Consider the following 19,032-nt stretch of genomic DNA (forward strand, 5'->3'; position numbering starts at 1 on the left):
GGACCGATGAAAGCCTATGTCGGAACGCCAACGTCCCGCGTCGATGGCCGCGCCAAGGTCACCGGAGCCGCCAAATATGCCGGCGAATTTCCGGCGGACGGCCTCCTCCACGGCTTCGTCGTCGAGTCCACGATTCCGCGCGGACGCATCGCTCGCCTCGACGCCAGCGACGCGCTGCAAGTGAAGGGCGTGGTCGACGTGCTCACGCATGCGCATCGTCCGCCCCTCGCCGACAATGACGATGCCTGGAAGGACGAGGTGGCGCCGGAGAAGGGCTCGCCTTTCCGCCCGCTCTATGACGACAGGATCAGGTTCAACGGCCAGCCGATCGCGCTCGTCGTGGCGGATGATTGGGAAACCGCCAAGTTCGCTGCGACCCGCGTGCGTGTTGAATACGACCGGGAGGCATTTGCGACGGATCTCGAATCCGAACATGGCAAGGCCGGCAAAGTGGATCGGCCACACAAGCCGCGCGGCGACGCCGCCGCGGCGCTGGCTGGGGCCGCCGTGCGGCACCAGGCGGATTACGTCCTGCCGACCGAACACCACAACCCGATGGAGCTTTATGCGACCACGGTGGTCCGCGATGGCAGCGGCAGGCTTACCGTCCATGACAAGACGCAAGGTGTCCAGAACGTCCACAAATATCTATGCGGTGTGTTCAACAAGAGGCCCGATGACCTCCGCGTGGTCTCGCCCTATGTCGGCGGCGCCTTCGGCTCCGGATTGCGGCCGCAATACCAGGTGGTGCTGGCGGTGCTTGCCGCGCTCGAACTCAAGCGATCCGTTCGTGTCGTCCTGACACGGCAGCAGATGTACGGGCTCGGCTACCGGCCGATGACCATCGAGCGCGTCGCGCTCGGCGCAAAGCCTGACGGCACGCTCGATGCCGTCACGCACGAAGCCACTGCCGTGACTTCGCGCTACGAGGATTTTTCGCGCAATGACACCGGCTGGGCGGAACAGCTGTACAAGAGCCCGAACAGCCTCTTCTCCCACAAGCTCGTCGATCTCGACGTGTCCACGCCCTGCGACATGCGCGCGCCCGGTGCCGCCTCCGGCGTCTGCGCGCTCGAATGCGCCATGGACGAGCTGGCCGTCGCGCTCAAGCTCGACCCGATCGAGCTGCGGCTGAAGTGCTATTCGGACCGCGACCAGAGTGAAGACCTGCCCTACACCAGCAAGCAGCTGCGCGAATGCTACGCCCGCGGCGCGGAAGCCTTCGGCTGGAGCCGACGCAATCCTGCGCCGCGCTCCATGCGCAACGGCAAGGAGCTGGTCGGCTGGGGCATGGCGACGGGGGTGTGGGAGGCGCTTCAGATGCCGGTCGCTGTCCGCATCGTGCTGACGTCGAACGGCCATGCCGAAGTATCCTGCGCCGCCTCCGATATCGGCACCGGCACCTACACCATCGTGGCACAAGTGGCCGCCGACGCACTTGGACTGCCGATCGAGAATATCGACGTGAAGCTTGCCGATTCGACCTTGCCGCAGGCCCCTGTCGAAGGCGGTTCCTGGATGGCGGCGTCGGCCGCGCACGCCGTGCTGGGCGCGGCCGAAGACATTCGCCAGGAGCTCGCACGGCTTGCCAAGGCGATACCCGCCTCGCCCCTCGGCGGCGTCGATGCGCCCGACGTGATCCTGGTCGACGGCGCGATCGCCAAGGCCGGCGACAAGGCCCGTGCCGTCTCGATCGCCGACGCGATGCGTCACGGCAAGCTCGAGCGGATCGAGAAGCAGAAGCTCAATCATTTCGCGGAGGACAGGTCGCACGCGCGCAACACCCATTCGGCGGTCTTCGCCGAGGTCAAGGTCGACGAAGAACTGGGCGTCATCCGCGTCACGCGCGTCGTGAGCGCCGTCGCCGCCGGCCGGATCCTCAATACCAAGACCGGCCGCAGCCAGATCATGGGCGGCGTGGTCTGGGGCATCGGAATGGCGCTGCACGAGGAGACGGTGATGGATCACCGCTTCGGCAGGATCATGAACGCGAACATCGCCGAGTACCACATTCCCGTGAATGCCGACGTTCACGACATCGACGTCATCTTCGTCGACGAACCCGACGACCGGATCAACCAGCTGGGCGTCAAGGGCATTGGCGAGATCGGCATCGTCGGCGTGCCTGCGGCGATCGCGAACGCAGTCTATCACGCCACCGGCAAGCGCATCCGGCGCTTCCCGATCACGCTGGACAAGTTGCTGGACTGATCGCCGTCACACGATCCCCGCTGGATCGGGCGACTGTCATAAAACTGTCATCGAAAGTGCAGAGACCTGCCAGTCTCTGTAGATTCGGGACACACCATGGATTATTTCAAGCGCTTCAACTTCCTGTTCGCCGCACCTGTGTTCGACGCCGACGATCTGGAAGGCATCCGCTTCAACCAGATTATCGAGGAGATCCAGCGCTCCGGCTTCGAGGTCGTGAGGGCCCGCAGGTTGGAGGACGCCGAGATCGCGGTGCAGACCGACGCCGCGATCGGCTGCATGGTGGTGGACTGGGGCAAGAAGGGCCTCGAGGGGAAGACCTCGGCGCTGATCAACCTGATGCGGCGCCGCGGCCTCGACTTCCCGATCATCCTCCTGATCCGACGCAAGCGCTTCGAGGATTTGCCGGTCGAGGTGCTCGACTTCATCGACGGCTATGTCTTCCTCTCCGAGGAGACGCCGACCTTCATCGCCAAGAATTTGATCAGCCGGCTCAAGCAATACGCCGAGACGCTGAAGACGCCGTTCTTCGGGGCGCTGGTCGATTATGCCGAGGAAGGCAACCAGCTCTGGACCTGTCCGGGTCACAATGGCGGCGTGTTCTACAACCGCAGTCCGATCGGCCGGGTCTTCGTCGAGCATCTCGGCGAATCCGTGTTCCGCGACGACCTCGACAATTCCGTGCTCGACCTCGGCGACCTCCTCACCCATGAGGGTCCCGCGCTGAGGGCGCAGAAGGAAGCCGCGCAGATTTTTGGCGCGGAGAAGACCTATTTCGTGCTCAACGGCACCTCGACCTCGAACAAGGTCGCGCTCGGCGCCCTCGTCACCGACGGCGACCTCGTGCTGTTCGACCGCAACAACCACAAGGCCGCCCATCACGGCGCGCTGATGATCAATGGCGGCGTCCCGGTCTACGTACCGACCATCCGCAACGCCTGGGGCCTGATCGGCCCGATGCGCTGGGACATGCTCGACGAAAAGGCCGTGCGCGAGGCGATCCGCAACCATCCGCTGGTGACCGACAAAGACGCCTGGCGCAAGGAGCGGCCATTCCGCGTCGCCGTGGTCGAGCAATGCACCTATGACGGCACGATCCACAGCGCCGAAATGATCCTGAAGCGCATCGGCCATCTCTGCGAATACATCCTGTTCGACGAGGCCTGGGCAGGCTTCATGAAGTTCCACCCGCTCTATGCCGGCCGCTTCGCCATGGGGCTGGCGAATCTTCCTCCCGAAGCGCCCGGCATCATCGCGACGCAATCCACCCACAAGCAGCTCGCGAGCTTCTCGCAGGCCTCCCAGATCCACATCAAGGACCGCCACATCCGCGGCCAGAAGCGGCGGGTCGAACACCGCCGCTTCAACGAGAGCTTCATGCAGCACGCCTCGACCTCGCCGTTCTACCCGCTGTTCGCCTCCCTCGACGTCGGCGCGCAGATGATGAAGGGCCGCTCGGGCGAGGTCCTGTGGGACGACACGATCCGCCTCGGCATCGAGCTGCGCAAGAAGATCCGCGCGATGCGCCGGGAGTTCGAGGAGAAGGAGCAAAATCCGGATCGCCGCTGGTTCTTCGAGCCCTTCGTTCCCGATCGCGTCGCCATTCCCGACGTCAGCCGCCCCGGCGCCGCCCACAATGTCGCCTGGGAGACCCTCTCCACCGATGAGCTCGCCACCAATCCGGCGCTGTGGCAGCTTTCGCCAGATACCAACTGGCACGGCTTTCCCGATCTTGCGGAAGGCTTTGCCATGACTGATCCGAACAAGCTGACGCTGCTGACGCCCGGCTTCGATCGCACCACCGGCGCCTATGCCGAGCACGGCATCCCCGCGCCTGTGGTCGCGCAGTACTTGCGCGAAAACCGCATCGTCCCTGAAAAGAACGACCTCAACTCCCTGCTCTTCCTGCTCACCCCCGGCGTCGAGGCGAGCAAAGCCGGTACGCTGATCTCCGGCCTCGTCGCATTCAAGAGGTTGCATGACGACAACGCGTTGCTGGCCGACGTCATCCCTGAATTCTACCAGCGGCGTCAGGCGCGCTATGCCGGCGTACGGCTGCGCGATCTCTGCGGCGACATGCACCGCTTCTTCCGCGCCGCCGATGTCAGCGCCCTCCAGGCCCGGCAGTTCATGCCCGAGCACATGCCCGAGATCGCGATGTCGCCCCGCGATGCCGCACGCTATCTGTTCAAGAACGACGTCGACTATCTCCCGATCGAGGCGATCGCGGGCCGTATCGCCACCACGCCCTTCGTGGTCTACCCGCCCGGCATCGCCACCATCGTGCCCGGCGAGCGGCTGACGGAGCGGGCCAAGCCCATGGTGGATTATCTCAAGATGTTCGAGACCTGCTTCAACACGTTCCCGGGGTTCGATGTGGAAATCCAGGGAGTCTACAAGGAGATCGATGCACAGGGCCGCATCGGCCTCTATACTTACGTCGTTGCCGAGTAGGTGCCGATGAACGAAACAGCGATTGCGCGTACAGATGACGAACCGGTTCTGGTCCGCCCCTCACGGGAGAGCGACGTCGAGGCGATGCTGGCGATCTACCGCCATCACGTCCGCAATGGGGTGCCGCGCGACGTCGAGGGAACCGGCGCGCCCGAACCGGACGATCTGCGCGACCGCCGCAAGAACCTGAAGCAGACCCGCCTGCCGCATCTGGTCGCGACCTATCGCGGCGAGGTGGTCGGCTATGCCTATGCCGTGCTGTTCCGCAAGCGCCCGGCCTACCGCTACACCGCCAAGCATTCGATCTACGTCCATCACGAGCATCTCGGTCGCGGCGTCGGACGGCTGCTGCTCCAGGGAATGATCGATGCGTGTGCGGCGGCCGGCTTCCGCCAGATGATCGGCTATATCGATGCCGACAACGCGCCCTCGCTGGCGCTGCACGAAAAGTTCGGCTTCGCGCGCGCCGGCCTGCTCTGCGGTGTCGCCTATCGCCACGGCCGCTGGTCCGACACGGTCATGGTGCAGCGATCGCTCGGCGCGGGCGTCACCGCACCGCCGACGCTAACGGCACCGGGCCGTTAGACCTTACGAGGGAAAGTCAGCCGGTCTGACCTGGATCCGGTCGGCATGCAGCGACCAATGATGCAACGCCTGGTCCTTGCAAAACCTCGCCTTCGCCCGCTCCCTGGCTTCGTCCTCGTCGGTGGCGTCGATTTCGAGCGTGCCCTGGCAAACCTCGATCTGCCGGCCGTACTGGCCGAGCACGTCCTTCATGAACCTGACGACATAAGTTGACATGGGACCTCCTGCCTGCGCCAGCCTGCCCCGGCGGCACTCTAATCCCATTTAGCTTGAACCGGGAAAGGAGATTTTGACACGGATCAAGTTCGGCGACGGTTCCCGCCGCCAATGCGTCGATACAATCCGTCAGCGATCACGTCTTGATATCGAGGAGGGTCTCTTCTGTCTCGGCGTAGGCTTGAATGACCTTCGCATTGGCAATGAAGCTGTACTTTGCGGTCGCCAGCTCAGCGAATTCGCTGGCTAGATCGACATTGGGCGCGGCGACCAGGCCGTCCTGGTTTGCGAAGGGCGCGCTAGGGTCGGATTGCGCGATATAGCTCGGCGAAACCGCCGACACGGTCGCAACCGTACCGCCCGGCGTCGAACCGCTCGATTGGGAGACCTGATCGACTCGCAGCGGCACATAGGCTGCGGGAAAGGTCGGAGCAATGCCCGAACTGCCCGCGCCGGCCGATGTGCTCGATCCGCCTGAAGCAGGTAGCGGCCCGGTCGTGCTGATGTTGGCGATATTGCTCGCGGCCACGTTCACGCGCAGGCTCGCGGCGGAAAGTCCTGATGTCGCAATCGAAAATATGCTCATGGACTTTCAACTACAGGACAAGTGATACGCCTTCATTCACGCCATCGGTAAAATCCGCCGCTTTCTATTCGCACCCTCGTAACCAACGATCGGAGCGCGATCGGACTTCGCGCGCCCTACCCCGGCATCACGCCGAACGCCTGCTTGAAGCGCTCGGCATAGCGCGGCCAGACTTCGGGGTTGATGATGCGCGGCGGGCGTCGGCCGTCGAGCGTGTCCAGCACCTGCTCGGCGGCGATGCGGCCCATGTTCTGGCGCGCCTCGATCGTGACGCCCGCGGTGTGCGGGCTCGCCAGCACGTTGTCGAACTGGAGCAGCGGATGCTCGGGCGGCGGCGGCTCCTTCGACCAGACGTCGAGGCCGGCACCGGCAATGCGCTTGTCGCGGAGCGCCTGGAGCAGCGCATCCTCGTCGTGGATGAAGCCGCGCGCCGTGGTGATGAAATAGGCGTGCGGCTGCATCAGCGCGAATTCGCGCGTGCTGATCATGTTGCGGCTTTTCTTGTCGAGCGGACAGGAGATCGAGACGAAATCGGCGCGGCGCAGCAGCTCGTCGAGCTCGACCTTCTGCCCGCCCCGCTCGGCCATCACCTCGGCCGACAAATACGGGTCATAGGCCAGCACCGTCATGCCGAGCAGGCCCTTGCACAGCGCGGCAATGCGGCGGCCGACATTGCCGAGGCCGATGATGCCGACGGTCTTGTGCTCGACCTCGTTGCCGACGAGCTCGTTGCGGTTGACGTCGCGCTCGCGGCGCAGGCGGCGGTCGGACTGGATGATGCGCTTGGACAGCGTCAGCATCATCGCCAGCGCATGCTCGGCGACCGAATGGGCATTGCCACCGGACTGGTTGACGACCAGCACGCCCGCATCCGTGCACGCCTCGACGTCGACAGGGTCGAAGCCCGCGCCATTGCTGGAGACCAGCAACAGGTTCGGCGTGCGCTTCAGGAAGGCGGCATCGACATGGAAATGCTGGGCAAGTTCGTCGCGGGCGGCGCCGATCTGGTAGACGTGGGCCGCCTTCAGGATCGGGGCGTAGAAATCTTCCGGGCTCTCATTCTCTATGCGATCGAGCCGGACGTCGGACCGCGCCTTCAGGATGTCGATATAGATCGGATTGGCCAGGTATTTGACGTAGAAGACGCGCTTGCTATTGACGGACATCAGGACCCTTCCGGCTCTCTCAAGGAGATCCGCAAGGCCAGCGCACCCCGCGCTCCGTCCATGCGTCCCTCCCGTTTTTGCATTATCGCCGCTTATGACATGGCGGTGCCGGCCACGGCAGGCCGTCTGGCGCAGATCACGGTGCTGGCCCGGACATGTTGACAATCCCGCTGCCTGCGTCAAGTTCGGCAGACCGCCGCGACGGCCAGAACCAAGAAGCATGCGCGGCCTAGGGGAGAACGCGATGGCGATTGCGGAGCAGCAGACCTCGTCCGAGGCGGCACGAGCCTCCAGTGACGAGAGCTGGCACGGCATCGTCCTGCAGACCTTGAAGCGGAACGAGATCAGCCTGATCCCTTACGTGCCCGACCGCGTGCTGACGCCGCTGATCAAGAACCTGCACGCCGATCCCTTCTTCACCACCTTTGCCACCGCCCGCGAGGAGGAGGCCGTCGGCATCGTCTCCGGCGCCTGGATGGGCGGACGTCGCGGCGCGGTGCTGATGCAGACCTCCGGCTTCGCCACGCTCGCCAACGTGCTGGCCTCGCTCGCGGTGCCCTATCAGATCCCGCTGATCATGTTCGTCTCCGAGCGCGGCACGCTTGGCGAGTTCAATTACGGGCAATCGCTGGTCTGCCGGACCATGCGCCCGGTGCTGGATTCACTCGCGCTGGAGCACCACACCATCACCCGGCTCGACGAGCTCGAATTCATCGCCGACCGCTCGATCAAGCAGGCCGTCACCACGCAGGCGCCGGTGGCGCTGATCCTCAACCCGCTGCTCACCGGCGGCAAGGTTTTCGACAAGTGAGGCCGGCCAAAATGAGCACAGATTTGGACAACCGCAACACCAAGGTCATGAACCGCTTCGATGTCACCTCGCGCCTGATCGCCAAGCTCAAGCACGAGGAAGCGGTGATCGGCGGCATCGGCAACACCAATTTCGATCTCTGGGCCGCCGGCCATCGCCCGCAGAACTTCTACATGCTCGGCAGCATGGGGCTGGCTTTCCCGATTGCATTGGGCGTCGCGCTGGCCCAGCCCGATCGCCGCGTCTTCGCGCTCGAAGGCGACGGCTCGCTGCTGATGCAACTCGGCGCGCTCGCGACGATTGCGGCGTTGAAGCCGAAGAACCTCATCATGATCGTGATGGACAACGGCATCTACCAGATCACCGGTGCGCAGCCGACGCCGGCCGCTGGCGTCGCCGACATCGTCGCCATAGCCACAGGCTCGGGACTTGCCAACAGCGCCTGGGCCGCGGACGAGGAGGATTTCGAGCGGCTGGTCGACGAGGCCATGTCCGCTGACGAGCCCAGCCTGATCGCGGTCCGCATCGACGACAAGCCGGGCGTCGGCGCCACCCGCAGGGATCCCGTCCAGATCCGGGAACGCTTCATGCACGGCCTCGGCGTGCGCGAGCCACTTTAACGTTTCGTCATTAACTACACGGCGATCTGATCCCCGCCCCGTAACAGGCCGTTGCAAATCCGTGCTATCGGCACCGGATGCCTATTTTTGTTCGCTTTTTTGCCTGGCTGCTCGCGGCCGCCGTCACTTTCGCAACCCTCGGCCCGCCCGGCCTGCGGCCCCATTCCGATCTCGGCCAGGACGGCGAGCACGCCCTCGCCTTCATCCTGGTGGGATTGGCCTTCGGCCTCGGCTACCGGAATCGCCGCTGGGCTGTCGCCGCCGTCGCGGTGGTCCTGATCGGCGCGCTCGAGCTGATGCAGTTCTGGGCACCGGGACGGCATGCGCGGCTGGAAGATTTTTTGGTCGATGCCGGCACCGCTTGCATCGGCTTTGCGCTCGCCGCCGTCACCGATTGGATCATGGCGCGCTTCCGCGCTAGTACGGCCCTGACTAACTAAGGCCTCGCGGAGTGACGCTCCGCGAGGCCCGGCTCTTCAAAGCCTTCACGCTCTGACCGATCAGTCGATGATCTTGACGACGCGGCGCGTGCGCGGTTCGACGATGACGCGGCGATCGTTCACGACCGCGTAGCGATACTCGGTGTAGTTCGGCACGGGGCGCAGCACCACGGTCGGGGGCAGCGGCTCGCCGACGACGACGCGCTCGTGGATCACGACGGAGTCGTCGCGCGGGATTCCGCCGAGCACGGCATTCGGGATTTCGAGGCCGGCGCCGACGGCCGCGCCGACGGTGCCGCCGACCATCGCGCCGATCGGTCCGCCGATGTCGCCACCCGCACGTGCGCCGTCCCTGGCGCCCTGTTCGGTCGTCGACTGGGCAAAGGCTGCACTCGACGCCAGCAGCGACACGGCAGCCAGCGAAATCGCAAGACGGGTCTTCATGTCCACACTCTCCAGTGTTTGTTGATGCGCCTTCAACCGCGGGGCCGGAGCATTGTTCCGGTTCCCCCATGATGAAAGGCACGTCAAATCTGGAGACTGTTACCGGGTAACAGTTCAGGTCGCGGCGATCTCGTGTCCCGCCATCAGTTCCAGTGCCCGCACCATCGCGGAATGATCCCAGGCCTTGCCGCCATGCGCGGCGCAGGACGAGAACAATTGCTGCGCCAATGCCGTGCTCGGCAGCGACAGGCCGAGCGCGCGCGCACCTTCCAGCGCGAGGTTGAGGTCTTTCTGGTGCAGCTCGATGCGGAAACCCGGCTCGAAATTGCGCTTCACCATGCGCTCGCCATGCACTTCGAGAATCCGTGACGAGGCAAAGCCGCCCATCAGCGCCTTGCGCACGAGAGCGGGATTGGCTCCCGCCTTGGATGCGAACAGCAGCGCTTCGCTCACCGCCTCGATCGTCAGCGCGACGATGATCTGGTTGGCCACCTTCGTCGTCTGGCCATCGCCATTGGCGCCGACATGCGTGACGTTCTTGCCCATCTTGTCGAAGATCGGCTTCATGGTGCCAAAGGCCCGCTCCGGCCCGCCGACCATGATGGTGAGGCTCGCGGCCTTTGCCCCGACCTCGCCGCCCGACACCGGCGCGTCGAGATAGTCCGCCCCCAGCGCCTCGATCTTCTTCGCAAACTCCTTGGTCGCCAGCGGCGAGATCGAGCTCATGTCGACGACGATCTTGCCCTTGGAGATGCCGCTCGCGACACCGTCCTTACCGAACAGCACCGCCTCCACGTGCGGGGTGTCAGGCACCATGATGATGACCGCATCCGCCTCCTCCGCGACCTCCTTGGCTGACTTGCAGGCGATGCCGCCCGCCGCGATCAGCTCGGGCGGCACGGGCGTAACGTCGTGCAGCAGCACGCGATGGCCCGCGGCCAGAAGATGGCCGGCCATCGGCCGTCCCATGGTGCCAAGTCCGATGAAGCCGATGTCGATCATGTCTAGGTTTCCTCAGGTCTCGAATGTCTGCGCGGCGTGCCAGGACAGGCCTTCCAGCGTCGTGGTGCGCGGCTTGTATTCGCAGCCGATCCAGCCGCGATAGCCGATCGCGTCGAGGTGGCGGAACAGGAAGGGGTAGTTGATCTCGCCGGTGCCGGGCTCGTGGCGACCGGGATTGTCGGCGAGCTGGATGTGCGCGATCTGCGGCAGATATTCCTGCATGGTGCGGGCGAGATCGCCCTCCACGATCTGCATATGATAGATGTCGTATTGGACGAACAAATTGTTCGATCGCACCTCGGAGATCAGCTGCACCGCCTGCTCGGTGCCGTTGAGAAAGAAACCGGGAATGTCGAGCGTGTTGATCGGCTCGACCAGCAGCTTGATATTCTCGCGCGCCAGCGTCGAGGCGGCAAAGCGAAGGTTGCCGACCAGCGTTTCGTTGAGCTCGCGCGGGTCGGCATCGGCAGGCGCGATGCCGACGAGGCAATTGAGCTGCTCGCAATCGAGCGCCTTGGCGTAGTCGATGGCACGGAACACACCGTCGCGAAATTCACTGACGCGATCGGGCAGGATCGCGATGCCGCGCTCGCCCGCTGCCCAGTTGCCGGCCGGCAGATTGTGCAGCACCTGCGTCAGCCCGTGAGCCTCGAGCTGCTCGCGCAGCAACGCCTTGTCGAAATCGTAGGGGAAGAGATACTCGACCCCGGAGAAGCCCGCCGCTTTCGCCGCGGCGAAGCGGTCGATGAACGGCATCTCGTTGAAGAGCATGGTGAGGTTGGCGGCAAATTTCGGCATGATGCTCTCCCCTATTCCGCCGGCTGCAGCACGCCGGGACGCTTGATCCCGACCTCGTCCAGCGGCAGGTCCAGCACCTCCTCGAACTCGACGATGTTGTCGATCTCCGTGCCCATCGCGATGTTGGTGACGCGTTCGAGAATGAACTCGACCACGACGGGCACGCGGTGCTTCGCCATCAATTCACGTGCGGTCGTAAACGCCGCCTGCGTATCCTTGGGATCAGTGACGCGGATCGCCTTGCAGCCCAGGCCTTCGGCGACCGCGACATGGTCGACGCCGTAGCCACCGAGCTCCGGTGCGTTGACGTTCTCGAAGGAGAGCTGGACGTGGTAATCCATGTCGAAGCCGCGCTGGGCCTGGCGGATCAGGCCGAGATAGGAATTGTTCACGACGACGTGGATGTAGGGCAGATTGAACTGCGCCCCGACCGCGAGCTCCTCGATCAGGAACTGGAAGTCGTAATCGCCGGACAGCGCGACGATCTCGCGATCCGGACATGCCGCACGAACACCGAGCGCGGCGGGCAGCGTCCAGCCGAGCGGGCCGGCTTGCCCGGCATTGATCCAGTTGCGCGGCTTGTAGACGCCCAAGAACTGCGCGCCGGCGATCTGCGACAAGCCGATCACGGTGACATAGGTGGTGTCGCGGCCGAAGGCCTTGTTCATCTCCTCGTAGACGCGCTGCGGCTTGATCGGCACGTTGTCGAAATGGCTCTTGCGCAGCATCGTCTTCTTGCGATCGCGGCAAGCCGCGGGCCACGCCTGGCGCTCGCGGAGCCTGCCAGACCGGCGCCACTCCCTGGCGACGGTGACGAAGAGTTCGAGCGCGGCCTTGGCGTCCGAGACGATGCCGAGATCGGGATTGAACACGCGCCCGATCTGGGTCGGCTCGATGTCGACATGCACGAAGGTGCGGCCCTTGGTGTAGGTCTCGACCGAGCCGGTGTGACGATTGGCCCAACGGTTGCCGATGCCGAGCACGAAGTCGGATTCCAGCATCGTCGCATTGCCATAGCGGTGGCTGGTCTGAAGGCCGACCATGCCGGCCATCAGCACGTGGTCGTCGGGGATCGCACCCCAGGCCATCAGCGTCGGCACGACCGGCACGTTGGCGATCTCGGCGAATTCCACCAGCAGGTCCGAGGCGTCGGCGTTGATGATACCGCCGCCCGCGACGATCAGCGGCCGCTCGGCGGCGTTGAGCATCTCCAGCGCCTTCTCGACCTGCTTGCGCGTCGCGGTGGGCTTGTAGACCGACAGCGGCTCATAGGTCTCGTCGTCGAACTCGATCTCGGCGAGCTGCACGTCGAGCGGCATGTCGATCAGCACCGGGCCCGGCCGGCCCGAGCGCATGACGTGAAAGGCCTGGCTGAACACACGCGGCACCAGCGCCGGCTCGCGCACGGTCACAGCCCATTTGGTTACGGGCTTTGCGATCGACTCGATGTCGACGGCCTGGAAGTCTTCCTTGTAGAGCCGTGCGCGCGGCGCCTGGCCGGTGATGCAGAGGATCGGAATGGAATCGGCGATCGCCGAATAGAGCCCGGTGATCATGTCGGTGCCGGCCGGCCCCGACGTGCCGATGCAGACGCCGATATTGCCGGCCTTCGCCCGCGTATAGCCCTCGGCCATATGCGAGGCGCCCTCGACATGGCGCGCGAGGATGTGGCGGATCGACCCGCGCTTCTTCAGCGCCGAGTACAGCGGATTGATCGCGGCCCCGGGAACGCCGAAGGCAGTCGAGATGCCTTCCTTCTCCAGAATTCGCACGGCAGCATCAACGGCTCGCATCTTCGCCATATCGGACCTCGCTTGAGTTGCGTCAGCGAGCGTGATCATCAGGCGTGCAAGATGCGATCTCAACGAGATCGATTTTATTTTCCACGATGCGGCAGCCGCGGAAAAACCGCGGCGCTCTCAAGCGGTTAGATCGACATCGACGTGAAAGCCGCTCACTCGAACAGCGGCGCGAGCTCCATCTGCGGCACCAGCACGAGGCCCTTGTCGGTGATGCGAATTTCCGGAATGACCGATAGCGGAATCAAATTGAAGCCCATGTAGGGGATGGTGCAGCCGGCTTCGGCCCATTCCTTCTTCAGCACCTTGACCGCTTCGGCGACCTCGGTGACCCGTTTGTCGGAGAGCAGGCCGGCAATCGGCAGCGGGACCAGCGCCCTCACCTTGCCGTCGGCAACGACGCAAACGCCGCCCTGCTCCGCCTTGATGGCTGATATCGCCGCCTGCATGTCGTCCTCGTTGGTGCCGGCGACGATGATGTTATGGCTGTCGTGCCCGACGCTGGAGGCGACCGCGCCGCGCTTCAGGCCGAAATCCTTCAGCAGGCCGTAAGCGACATTGCCGGCCGACTTGCCGTGGCGCTCTACCACCGTGACGAAGCACAGGCCATAGCGCTCAAACAGCGACGGCCAATCCTTGGCCGGCTCGATCGCGACCTTCTCATGGATCAGCGTAATACCCGGCAGCGCGGTCTTGATGGCATTGACGGTACACGCCGTCGCCGGCAGCTCCGGCGTCAGCTTGACCTTCTCCGGAAGCTTCACCGTCGCATAGGCCGCCTTCGGATATTGATAGCGTTGCGACAGCGCCTGATCGAGCCGCGGCGTAATCTTGCCATGCTCAACCACCAGCTCGCCGCCATACCAGGTGCATTGCGGTCTGAGCTGATCGTCCATCAGCACGAGATCGGCGCGGCGGCCGCCGCCGAGCCCGCCGATGTCGCCCTCCATGCCGAACCGTGTGGCGCCATGCAGCGAGCCCATCGACCAGGCCTGCTCCGGCGACATCCCCGCCTTCACGGCTTCACGCACCACCCAGTCGAGCCCGAATAGCAGCAAATCATCGGCGTCGCGGTCGTCGGTGCACACGGCGGTCCGCTTGTGCGAGGCCCCGAGCTCGGTGATCGTCCGGATCGCCTGCGGCAGCGAATGCCATGGCGTGGTCGGCGGACCGCCACGCAAAAAGACCCAGACGCCGGCATCGAGCAGATCGTCGGCGATGTCGCGATCGATCGCCTCATGGGTGTCGGTGACGCCGGACGCCGCATAGGCCGCGACGAATTCACGGCCGTAAACGTGTCCGGACACCGGCCGTCCCCGCTTCAAGGCAGCGGCAAGGATGGCATGGCTGCGCTCGTCGCCCATCGTGACAGGCACAAAATCCATCTTCTCGCCGAGCGCGACCGCTTCGGGCCAGCGGTCGAACAGGCCGGCGATCTTGTCCGGCGTGAGGTCGCCGCCCGCGGTCTCCAGTTCCGCCGACGTGGCCGGCACCGTGCTCGGCACCGTCAAAAAGATCGAGAGCGGCGCCTCGCGCGCGTCCTCCAGCATCGCCTCGACACCGGCGACATCCATGACGTTGCCGATCTCGTGGCTGTCGCAGAAGATCGTGGTGGTGCCGTTGAGGAGCGCGGCTTCGGCATAGGCGCAGGCCGTCACCATGGAGGATTCGATGTGGATGTGCGGATCGACCAGCCCCGGCGCGATGATGCCGCCGGCGGCGTCGTAAAGCGGCACCCCGCCCCAGACCTTCTTCGCCGCCCCGGCCGGCTTCACCGCTGCGACGCGGCCACCAGTGATCCAGACCTCCCGACCGGGATGGAGGCGCTCCGAATAGGTCGAAAGCACCCGGGCCCCCGTGACCACCAGATCCGGTGCGACGCGCGCGGAGGCAACATCGGCCAGACGCCGGGTCATCGAATGCAGCGGTGCGACGGCGAAGCGGGTAAGTCTGGTCATCGGGCCCTCGCGTGGCGTTACGGCCCAGCGATGGTTACGCCCTGCGCCAAACCGGGCAAGCGCAAATATAACGGCAGGCCCTGCTTACGCTTTAGGCGCCGAACTGCCGGTCGCCCCCGCCCTTGCAGGCCTGCGCGGGTTCCGCCTTCGCGGCGGTGCGGCGGCAGCGGGCTTGACCCGAATTCGCATCGACCGGCCCTTTGATTCATCGATCTCGAACGAGTTCGTCTTGCGCACGAGGTCGCTCAGCTTGCGGAACCCGAACGTTCTCGGATCGAAATCGGACGCCAGATTGGCGAGCTGCCGGCCGACTTCGCCGAGCGCGACCCAGCCATCCTCGCTCTCCATCTGGGTGATGACCTTCTTGATGATGGGCGTGGCGGCATCGGGCGGCTGAAGCGAATTCGATCTCGAGGCGGCGTCCTGGGTGGTCGCCGGGACGGCAAGCAGGTTCTCGGTGTAGACGAACCTTCGGCAGGCCTGCCTGAAGCTTTCCGGCGTCTTCTGCTCGCCGAACCCGAACACATCGACGCCCTGCTCACGGATGCGGGCAGCCAGACGGGTAAAGTCGCTGTCGGACGAGACCAGGCAGAAGCCGTCGAACCGGCCGCTGTGAAGCAGGTCCATGGCGTCGATGACCAGGGTAATGTCGGAGGCATTCTTTCCCGTCGTATAGGCGAACTGCTGCTGCGGGATGATGGCGTGTTTGGACAGGATGTCGGCCCAGCCCCTGGACCGCGCATTGGAGAAGTCGCCATAGATGCGGCGAACGCTGGCCTCGCCGATCTTGGCAATCTCCTCGAACAGGCCATCCGCGATCTTCGCAGAGGCGTTGTCGGCATCGATCAGGACGGCGAGACGGGGCGAGCGAAGTTCCGACGGCATGGCGTTCCTCAACGAGCTGGACGCAGCATTAGAGGACGCGCGCGCCGGGACGGCTAGTCCTCATTCGCCTTGAAGCGCCCCATCCCCTTCAGCACGAACGGGGCCAGCAGCGCAACCAGCGCGATGCCGAGCAGCGTCGCCGAGATCGGGCTCTGGAGCAGCGCCATGGGATCGCCGAGGCTGATCGCGAGCGCGCGGCGCAGCTGGCTCTCGGCGATCGGTCCGAGGATCAGGCCGACGACGACGGGCGCGATCGGAAAATCGAACCGGCGCATCAGGAAACCGAGCACGCCGAAGCCGGCCAGCATCGACAATTCGACCACCGACGGCTTTGCGGCGATGGTGCCCATGGTCGCGAACACGAGAATGCCGGCATAGAGCCACGGTTGCGGGATCGCGAGCAACCGCACCCACAGGCCGACCAGCGGCAGGTTGAGCACCAGCAGCATGCAATTGGCGATGAACAGGCTCGCGATCAGGCCCCAGACCAGGTCAGGCCGCTCGGCAAACAGCAGCGGCCCCGGGTTGAGGCCGTATTGCTGGAACCCCGCCAGCATCATCGCAGCGGTCGCCGAGGTCGGCAGCCCGAGCGTGAGCAACGGCACCAGCGTGCCGGCGGCGGAGGCGTTGTTGGCGGCCTCCGGTCCCGCGACGCCTTCGATCGCGCCCTTGCCGAATTCTTCCGGGTGTTTTGTAAGCCGCTTCTCGGTGGAATAGGACAGGAAGGTCGGAATCTCCGCACCGCCCGCGGGCAGCGCACCGATCGGGAAGCCGAACATGGTGCCGCGCAGCCACGGCTTCCACGAGCGCTTCCAGTCTTCCTTGGTCATCCACAGCGAGCCGCGCACCGGCTCGAGCTTTTCCTCGGTGTGGTGGCGGCGCGATGCGACGTAGAGCGCCTCGCCCACCGCGAACAGACCAACCGCAAGCGTCGTCACCTCGACGCCGTCGAGCAATTCAGGAACGCCGAACGCAAGCCGCGCCTGACCGGTCAGCTTGTCGATGCCGACCAGGCCCAGCGTCAGGCCGATGAACAGGCTGGTCAGGCCGCGGATCGGAGAATCGCCGAAGGTCGCCGACACCGTGACGAAGGCGACGCACATCAGCGCGAAGTAATCCTCGGGACCGAAGCGCACGGCGAAATCGACCAGCCACGGCGCGAGAAACGCCAAGCCAATCGTGGCGATGGTGCCGGCAACGAAGGAGCCGATCGCGGATGTCGCAAGCGCCGGCCCGCCGCGGCCGGCCTTGGCCATCTTGTTGCCTTCGAGCGCGGTCGCCATCGAGGCGCTCTCGCCGGGCGTGTTGATCAGGATCGCGGTGGTCGATCCGCCATACATGCCGCCGTAATAGATGCCGGCGAACATGATCAGCGAGCCGCCGGGATCGAGCTTGTAGGTGACAGGCAGCAGCAGCGCGACCGTCAGGGCCGGGCCGATGCCGGGCAGCACGCCGACGGCCGTGCCGAGGAACACGCCGATCAGCGCATAGAGCAGGTTCATCGGCTGGACGGCGACCGCCATGCCGTGGGCCAGCGCGGCAAAGGTGTCCATCACAGCAGTCGCTCCAGCGGGCCGGTCGGAAGGCTCAGCGTCAACAGCCGGTCGAACGCGAGATAGATGAGAGTGGACATCACGAGAGCGATGATGCTGTCGACGAGGACGGCACGGCGCCCGAAGGCCGCCGACGTCGTGACGAACAGCGCCGACGTCGCCAGGATGAAGCCGCCGCCGAGGCCGATGATGGCAATGAGGAGCGCAAGGCCAACCAGGATCAGAACCACCGGCACGGGATCGGCGCTCTCGCGCGCCGGCAGATTGCCGCGCAGTGCGTCGATGAAATTACCGATCGCGAGCAGCGCGAGGCCGGTGGCGACCACGACCGGCATCGCCTCCGGTCCCATCCCGTACATCGCAGTGGATTGCAGCCCGCGCGCGTCCCAGACCAGCACCGCGGCGAGCACGGCGAGCAGCGCAGCAATGACGATGCCGGCGCGATCGACGCGCCGCGGCGGCTGGACGGGATCGCCTGAGGTCATGACTTGACCAGGCCGACCGATTTCAGCACGTCGGTGACGCGCACGGTTTCCTTCTTCAGGAAGTCGGCGAAGGCGTCGCCGCCGAGATAGGCGTCCTCCCAGCCCTTCTGCTTGAGGATCTCCTTCCAGGCGTCCGACTTCACCATCTTCTCGACCGCATCGCTCAGCGTCTTGCGCTGCTCCGGCGTGATGCCGGGAGGCGCGACCACCGAACGCCAGTTGGCGATCACGAGGTCGATGCCCTGCTCTTTGAAGGTCGGGGTCTCGCTGCCCGCGATGCGCTTCTCCGATGTCACGCCGATCGCGCGCAGCTTGCCGGACTTGATCTGCCCCTCATATTCGCTCAACCCCGAAATGCCCGCGGTGACCTTTCCGCCCAGGATCGCTGCCAGCGATTCGCCGCCGCCGGAGAACGGGATGTAGTTGATCTTCTTCGCATCGGCGCCGACGGCGCCGGCAAACAACGCCGCCATGACATGGTCGACGCCGCCGGCCGAGCCGCCGGCGAAGGTCACCTTGGCGATGTCGGCCTTCACTGCCGTGGCCAGATCCTGCGCGGTCTTGATCGGCGAATTCGCCGGTACCACGATCACCTGGATTTCCTCGGTGAGGCGCGCGATCGGCGTCACCTGCTCGAGCGTCACCGGCGATTTGTTCATGGCGAGCGCGCCCACCATGACGAAGCCGTTGACCATCAGCTGGTTGCCGTCGCCCTTGGCGCTATTGACGAACTGCGCGATGCCGACGCTGCCGCCGGCGCCGGGAACGTTGGTGACCTGCACGCTGCGCGCGACGCCCGAAGCGACCAGCGCCTGCTGCATCGAGCGCGCGGTCTGGTCCCAGCCACCGCCCGGGGCCGCCGGCGCCATCAGCTTGAGCTCGAGCTGCTGGGCCAACGCGAGCGTAGCTGCCGCAAGGGTCAGCGCGACGGCTGCGCCGACAAGGCGCGCGGGAAATTTGAACATGGGGGCATTCTCCAAGGCTCGTGCGGACGTCGTTGATCGGTTGCCGCATTGTGT

18 protein-coding genes are annotated in these 19,032 nt (G+C 65.2%); 6 read left to right on the top strand and 12 right to left on the bottom strand.

What is annotated here, in order from left to right:
• The first annotated feature begins 6 nt into the window (after window positions 1-6).
• The 3 genes from AC5ZFO_RS01620 to AC5ZFO_RS01630 all read left to right on the top strand — a co-directional run bounded on the left by AC5ZFO_RS01620 (window position 7) and on the right by AC5ZFO_RS01630 (window position 5,250).
• Window positions 7-2,211 (top strand): xanthine dehydrogenase family protein molybdopterin-binding subunit, encoded by a 2,205-nt coding sequence (locus tag AC5ZFO_RS01620; protein WP_282518696.1) that lies wholly within the window; start codon window positions 7-9, stop codon window positions 2,209-2,211.
• 96 nt (window positions 2,212-2,307) lie between these two features.
• Window positions 2,308-4,665 (top strand): Orn/Lys/Arg family decarboxylase, encoded by a 2,358-nt coding sequence (locus AC5ZFO_RS01625; protein ID WP_282518697.1) that lies wholly within the window; start codon window positions 2,308-2,310, stop codon window positions 4,663-4,665.
• Between the two features lie 6 nt (window positions 4,666-4,671).
• Window positions 4,672-5,250 (top strand): GNAT family N-acetyltransferase, encoded by a 579-nt coding sequence (locus AC5ZFO_RS01630; protein WP_247308604.1) that lies wholly within the window; start codon window positions 4,672-4,674, stop codon window positions 5,248-5,250.
• Window positions 5,251-5,253: 3 nt separating this feature from the next.
• Here AC5ZFO_RS01630 and AC5ZFO_RS01635 read toward each other — a convergent pair whose 3' ends face one another.
• The 3 genes from AC5ZFO_RS01635 to AC5ZFO_RS01645 form a co-directional block, all read right to left on the bottom strand.
• Window positions 5,254-5,466 (bottom strand): hypothetical protein, encoded by a 213-nt coding sequence (locus tag AC5ZFO_RS01635; protein ID WP_282518698.1) that lies wholly within the window; start codon window positions 5,464-5,466, stop codon window positions 5,254-5,256.
• A gap of 136 nt (window positions 5,467-5,602) precedes the next feature.
• Complete coding sequence (locus AC5ZFO_RS01640; protein ID WP_282518699.1) at window positions 5,603-6,052, bottom strand: flagellar basal body rod protein FlgC; 450 nt, start codon at window positions 6,050-6,052, stop codon at window positions 5,603-5,605.
• Between the two features lie 116 nt (window positions 6,053-6,168).
• Window positions 6,169-7,218 carry a hydroxyacid dehydrogenase gene (locus AC5ZFO_RS01645; RefSeq protein WP_282518700.1) on the bottom strand — a complete coding sequence of 350 codons (1,050 nt, stop codon included), beginning with the start codon at window positions 7,216-7,218 and terminating at the stop codon, window positions 6,169-6,171.
• A 244-nt stretch (window positions 7,219-7,462) separates the two neighbouring features.
• Here AC5ZFO_RS01645 and AC5ZFO_RS01650 point away from each other — a divergent pair, with 244 nt between their 5' ends.
• From AC5ZFO_RS01650 to AC5ZFO_RS01660, 3 genes are all read left to right on the top strand, one after another.
• A complete protein-coding gene (locus tag AC5ZFO_RS01650) occupies window positions 7,463-8,029 on the top strand; it encodes a thiamine pyrophosphate-binding protein (RefSeq protein WP_282518701.1) in 567 nt (188 codons plus the stop codon).
• Window positions 8,030-8,040: 11 nt separating this feature from the next.
• Window positions 8,041-8,649, top strand: coding sequence for a thiamine pyrophosphate-dependent enzyme (locus AC5ZFO_RS01655; protein ID WP_282518702.1), 609 nt, complete (start codon window positions 8,041-8,043; stop codon window positions 8,647-8,649).
• Window positions 8,650-8,726: 77 nt separating this feature from the next.
• The gene (locus AC5ZFO_RS01660) at window positions 8,727-9,089 is read left to right on the top strand and encodes a VanZ family protein (protein WP_282518703.1); all 363 of its coding nucleotides are present in this window, start codon (window positions 8,727-8,729) and stop codon (window positions 9,087-9,089) included.
• Window positions 9,090-9,149: 60 nt separating this feature from the next.
• Here AC5ZFO_RS01660 and AC5ZFO_RS01665 read toward each other — a convergent pair whose 3' ends face one another.
• The 9 genes from AC5ZFO_RS01665 to AC5ZFO_RS01705 all read right to left on the bottom strand — a co-directional run bounded on the left by AC5ZFO_RS01665 (window position 9,150) and on the right by AC5ZFO_RS01705 (window position 18,978).
• The gene (locus AC5ZFO_RS01665) at window positions 9,150-9,533 is read right to left on the bottom strand and encodes a DUF1236 domain-containing protein (protein WP_014496647.1); all 384 of its coding nucleotides are present in this window, start codon (window positions 9,531-9,533) and stop codon (window positions 9,150-9,152) included.
• A 114-nt stretch (window positions 9,534-9,647) separates the two neighbouring features.
• Complete coding sequence (locus AC5ZFO_RS01670; protein ID WP_282518704.1) at window positions 9,648-10,535, bottom strand: 2-hydroxy-3-oxopropionate reductase; 888 nt, start codon at window positions 10,533-10,535, stop codon at window positions 9,648-9,650.
• 12 nt (window positions 10,536-10,547) lie between these two features.
• Window positions 10,548-11,333 carry a hydroxypyruvate isomerase gene (hyi, locus tag AC5ZFO_RS01675; protein WP_496121157.1) on the bottom strand — a complete coding sequence of 262 codons (786 nt, stop codon included), beginning with the start codon at window positions 11,331-11,333 and terminating at the stop codon, window positions 10,548-10,550.
• 11 nt (window positions 11,334-11,344) lie between these two features.
• On the bottom strand, window positions 11,345-13,135 hold the full coding sequence (gene gcl, locus AC5ZFO_RS01680) for a glyoxylate carboligase (RefSeq protein ID WP_282518706.1): 1,791 nt from the start codon (window positions 13,133-13,135) through the stop codon (window positions 11,345-11,347).
• 152 nt (window positions 13,136-13,287) lie between these two features.
• Window positions 13,288-15,090, bottom strand: a complete 1,803-nt coding sequence (locus AC5ZFO_RS01685) for an adenine deaminase C-terminal domain-containing protein (RefSeq protein WP_282518707.1) — start codon at window positions 15,088-15,090, stop codon at window positions 13,288-13,290.
• A gap of 84 nt (window positions 15,091-15,174) precedes the next feature.
• Window positions 15,175-15,975: an NYN domain-containing protein gene (locus AC5ZFO_RS01690; protein ID WP_282518708.1), complete on the bottom strand. Its 801-nt coding sequence runs from the start codon at window positions 15,973-15,975 to the stop codon at window positions 15,175-15,177.
• A 53-nt stretch (window positions 15,976-16,028) separates the two neighbouring features.
• A complete protein-coding gene (locus AC5ZFO_RS01695; protein ID WP_282518709.1) occupies window positions 16,029-17,528 on the bottom strand; it encodes a tripartite tricarboxylate transporter permease in 1,500 nt (499 codons plus the stop codon).
• Entirely contained in the window at window positions 17,528-18,013 is a 486-nt protein-coding gene (locus tag AC5ZFO_RS01700; protein ID WP_282518710.1) for a tripartite tricarboxylate transporter TctB family protein, read from the bottom strand. Before AC5ZFO_RS01700 ends, AC5ZFO_RS01695 begins: the two co-directional genes overlap by 1 nt.
• The gene (locus AC5ZFO_RS01705) at window positions 18,010-18,978 is read right to left on the bottom strand and encodes a Bug family tripartite tricarboxylate transporter substrate binding protein (RefSeq protein WP_282518711.1); all 969 of its coding nucleotides are present in this window, start codon (window positions 18,976-18,978) and stop codon (window positions 18,010-18,012) included. The genes AC5ZFO_RS01700 and AC5ZFO_RS01705 overlap by 4 nt, the downstream gene beginning before the upstream one ends.
• Window positions 18,979-19,032: the final 54 nt, after the last annotated feature.

It is taken from the genome of Bradyrhizobium sp. Unk1, from assembly GCF_059512345.1.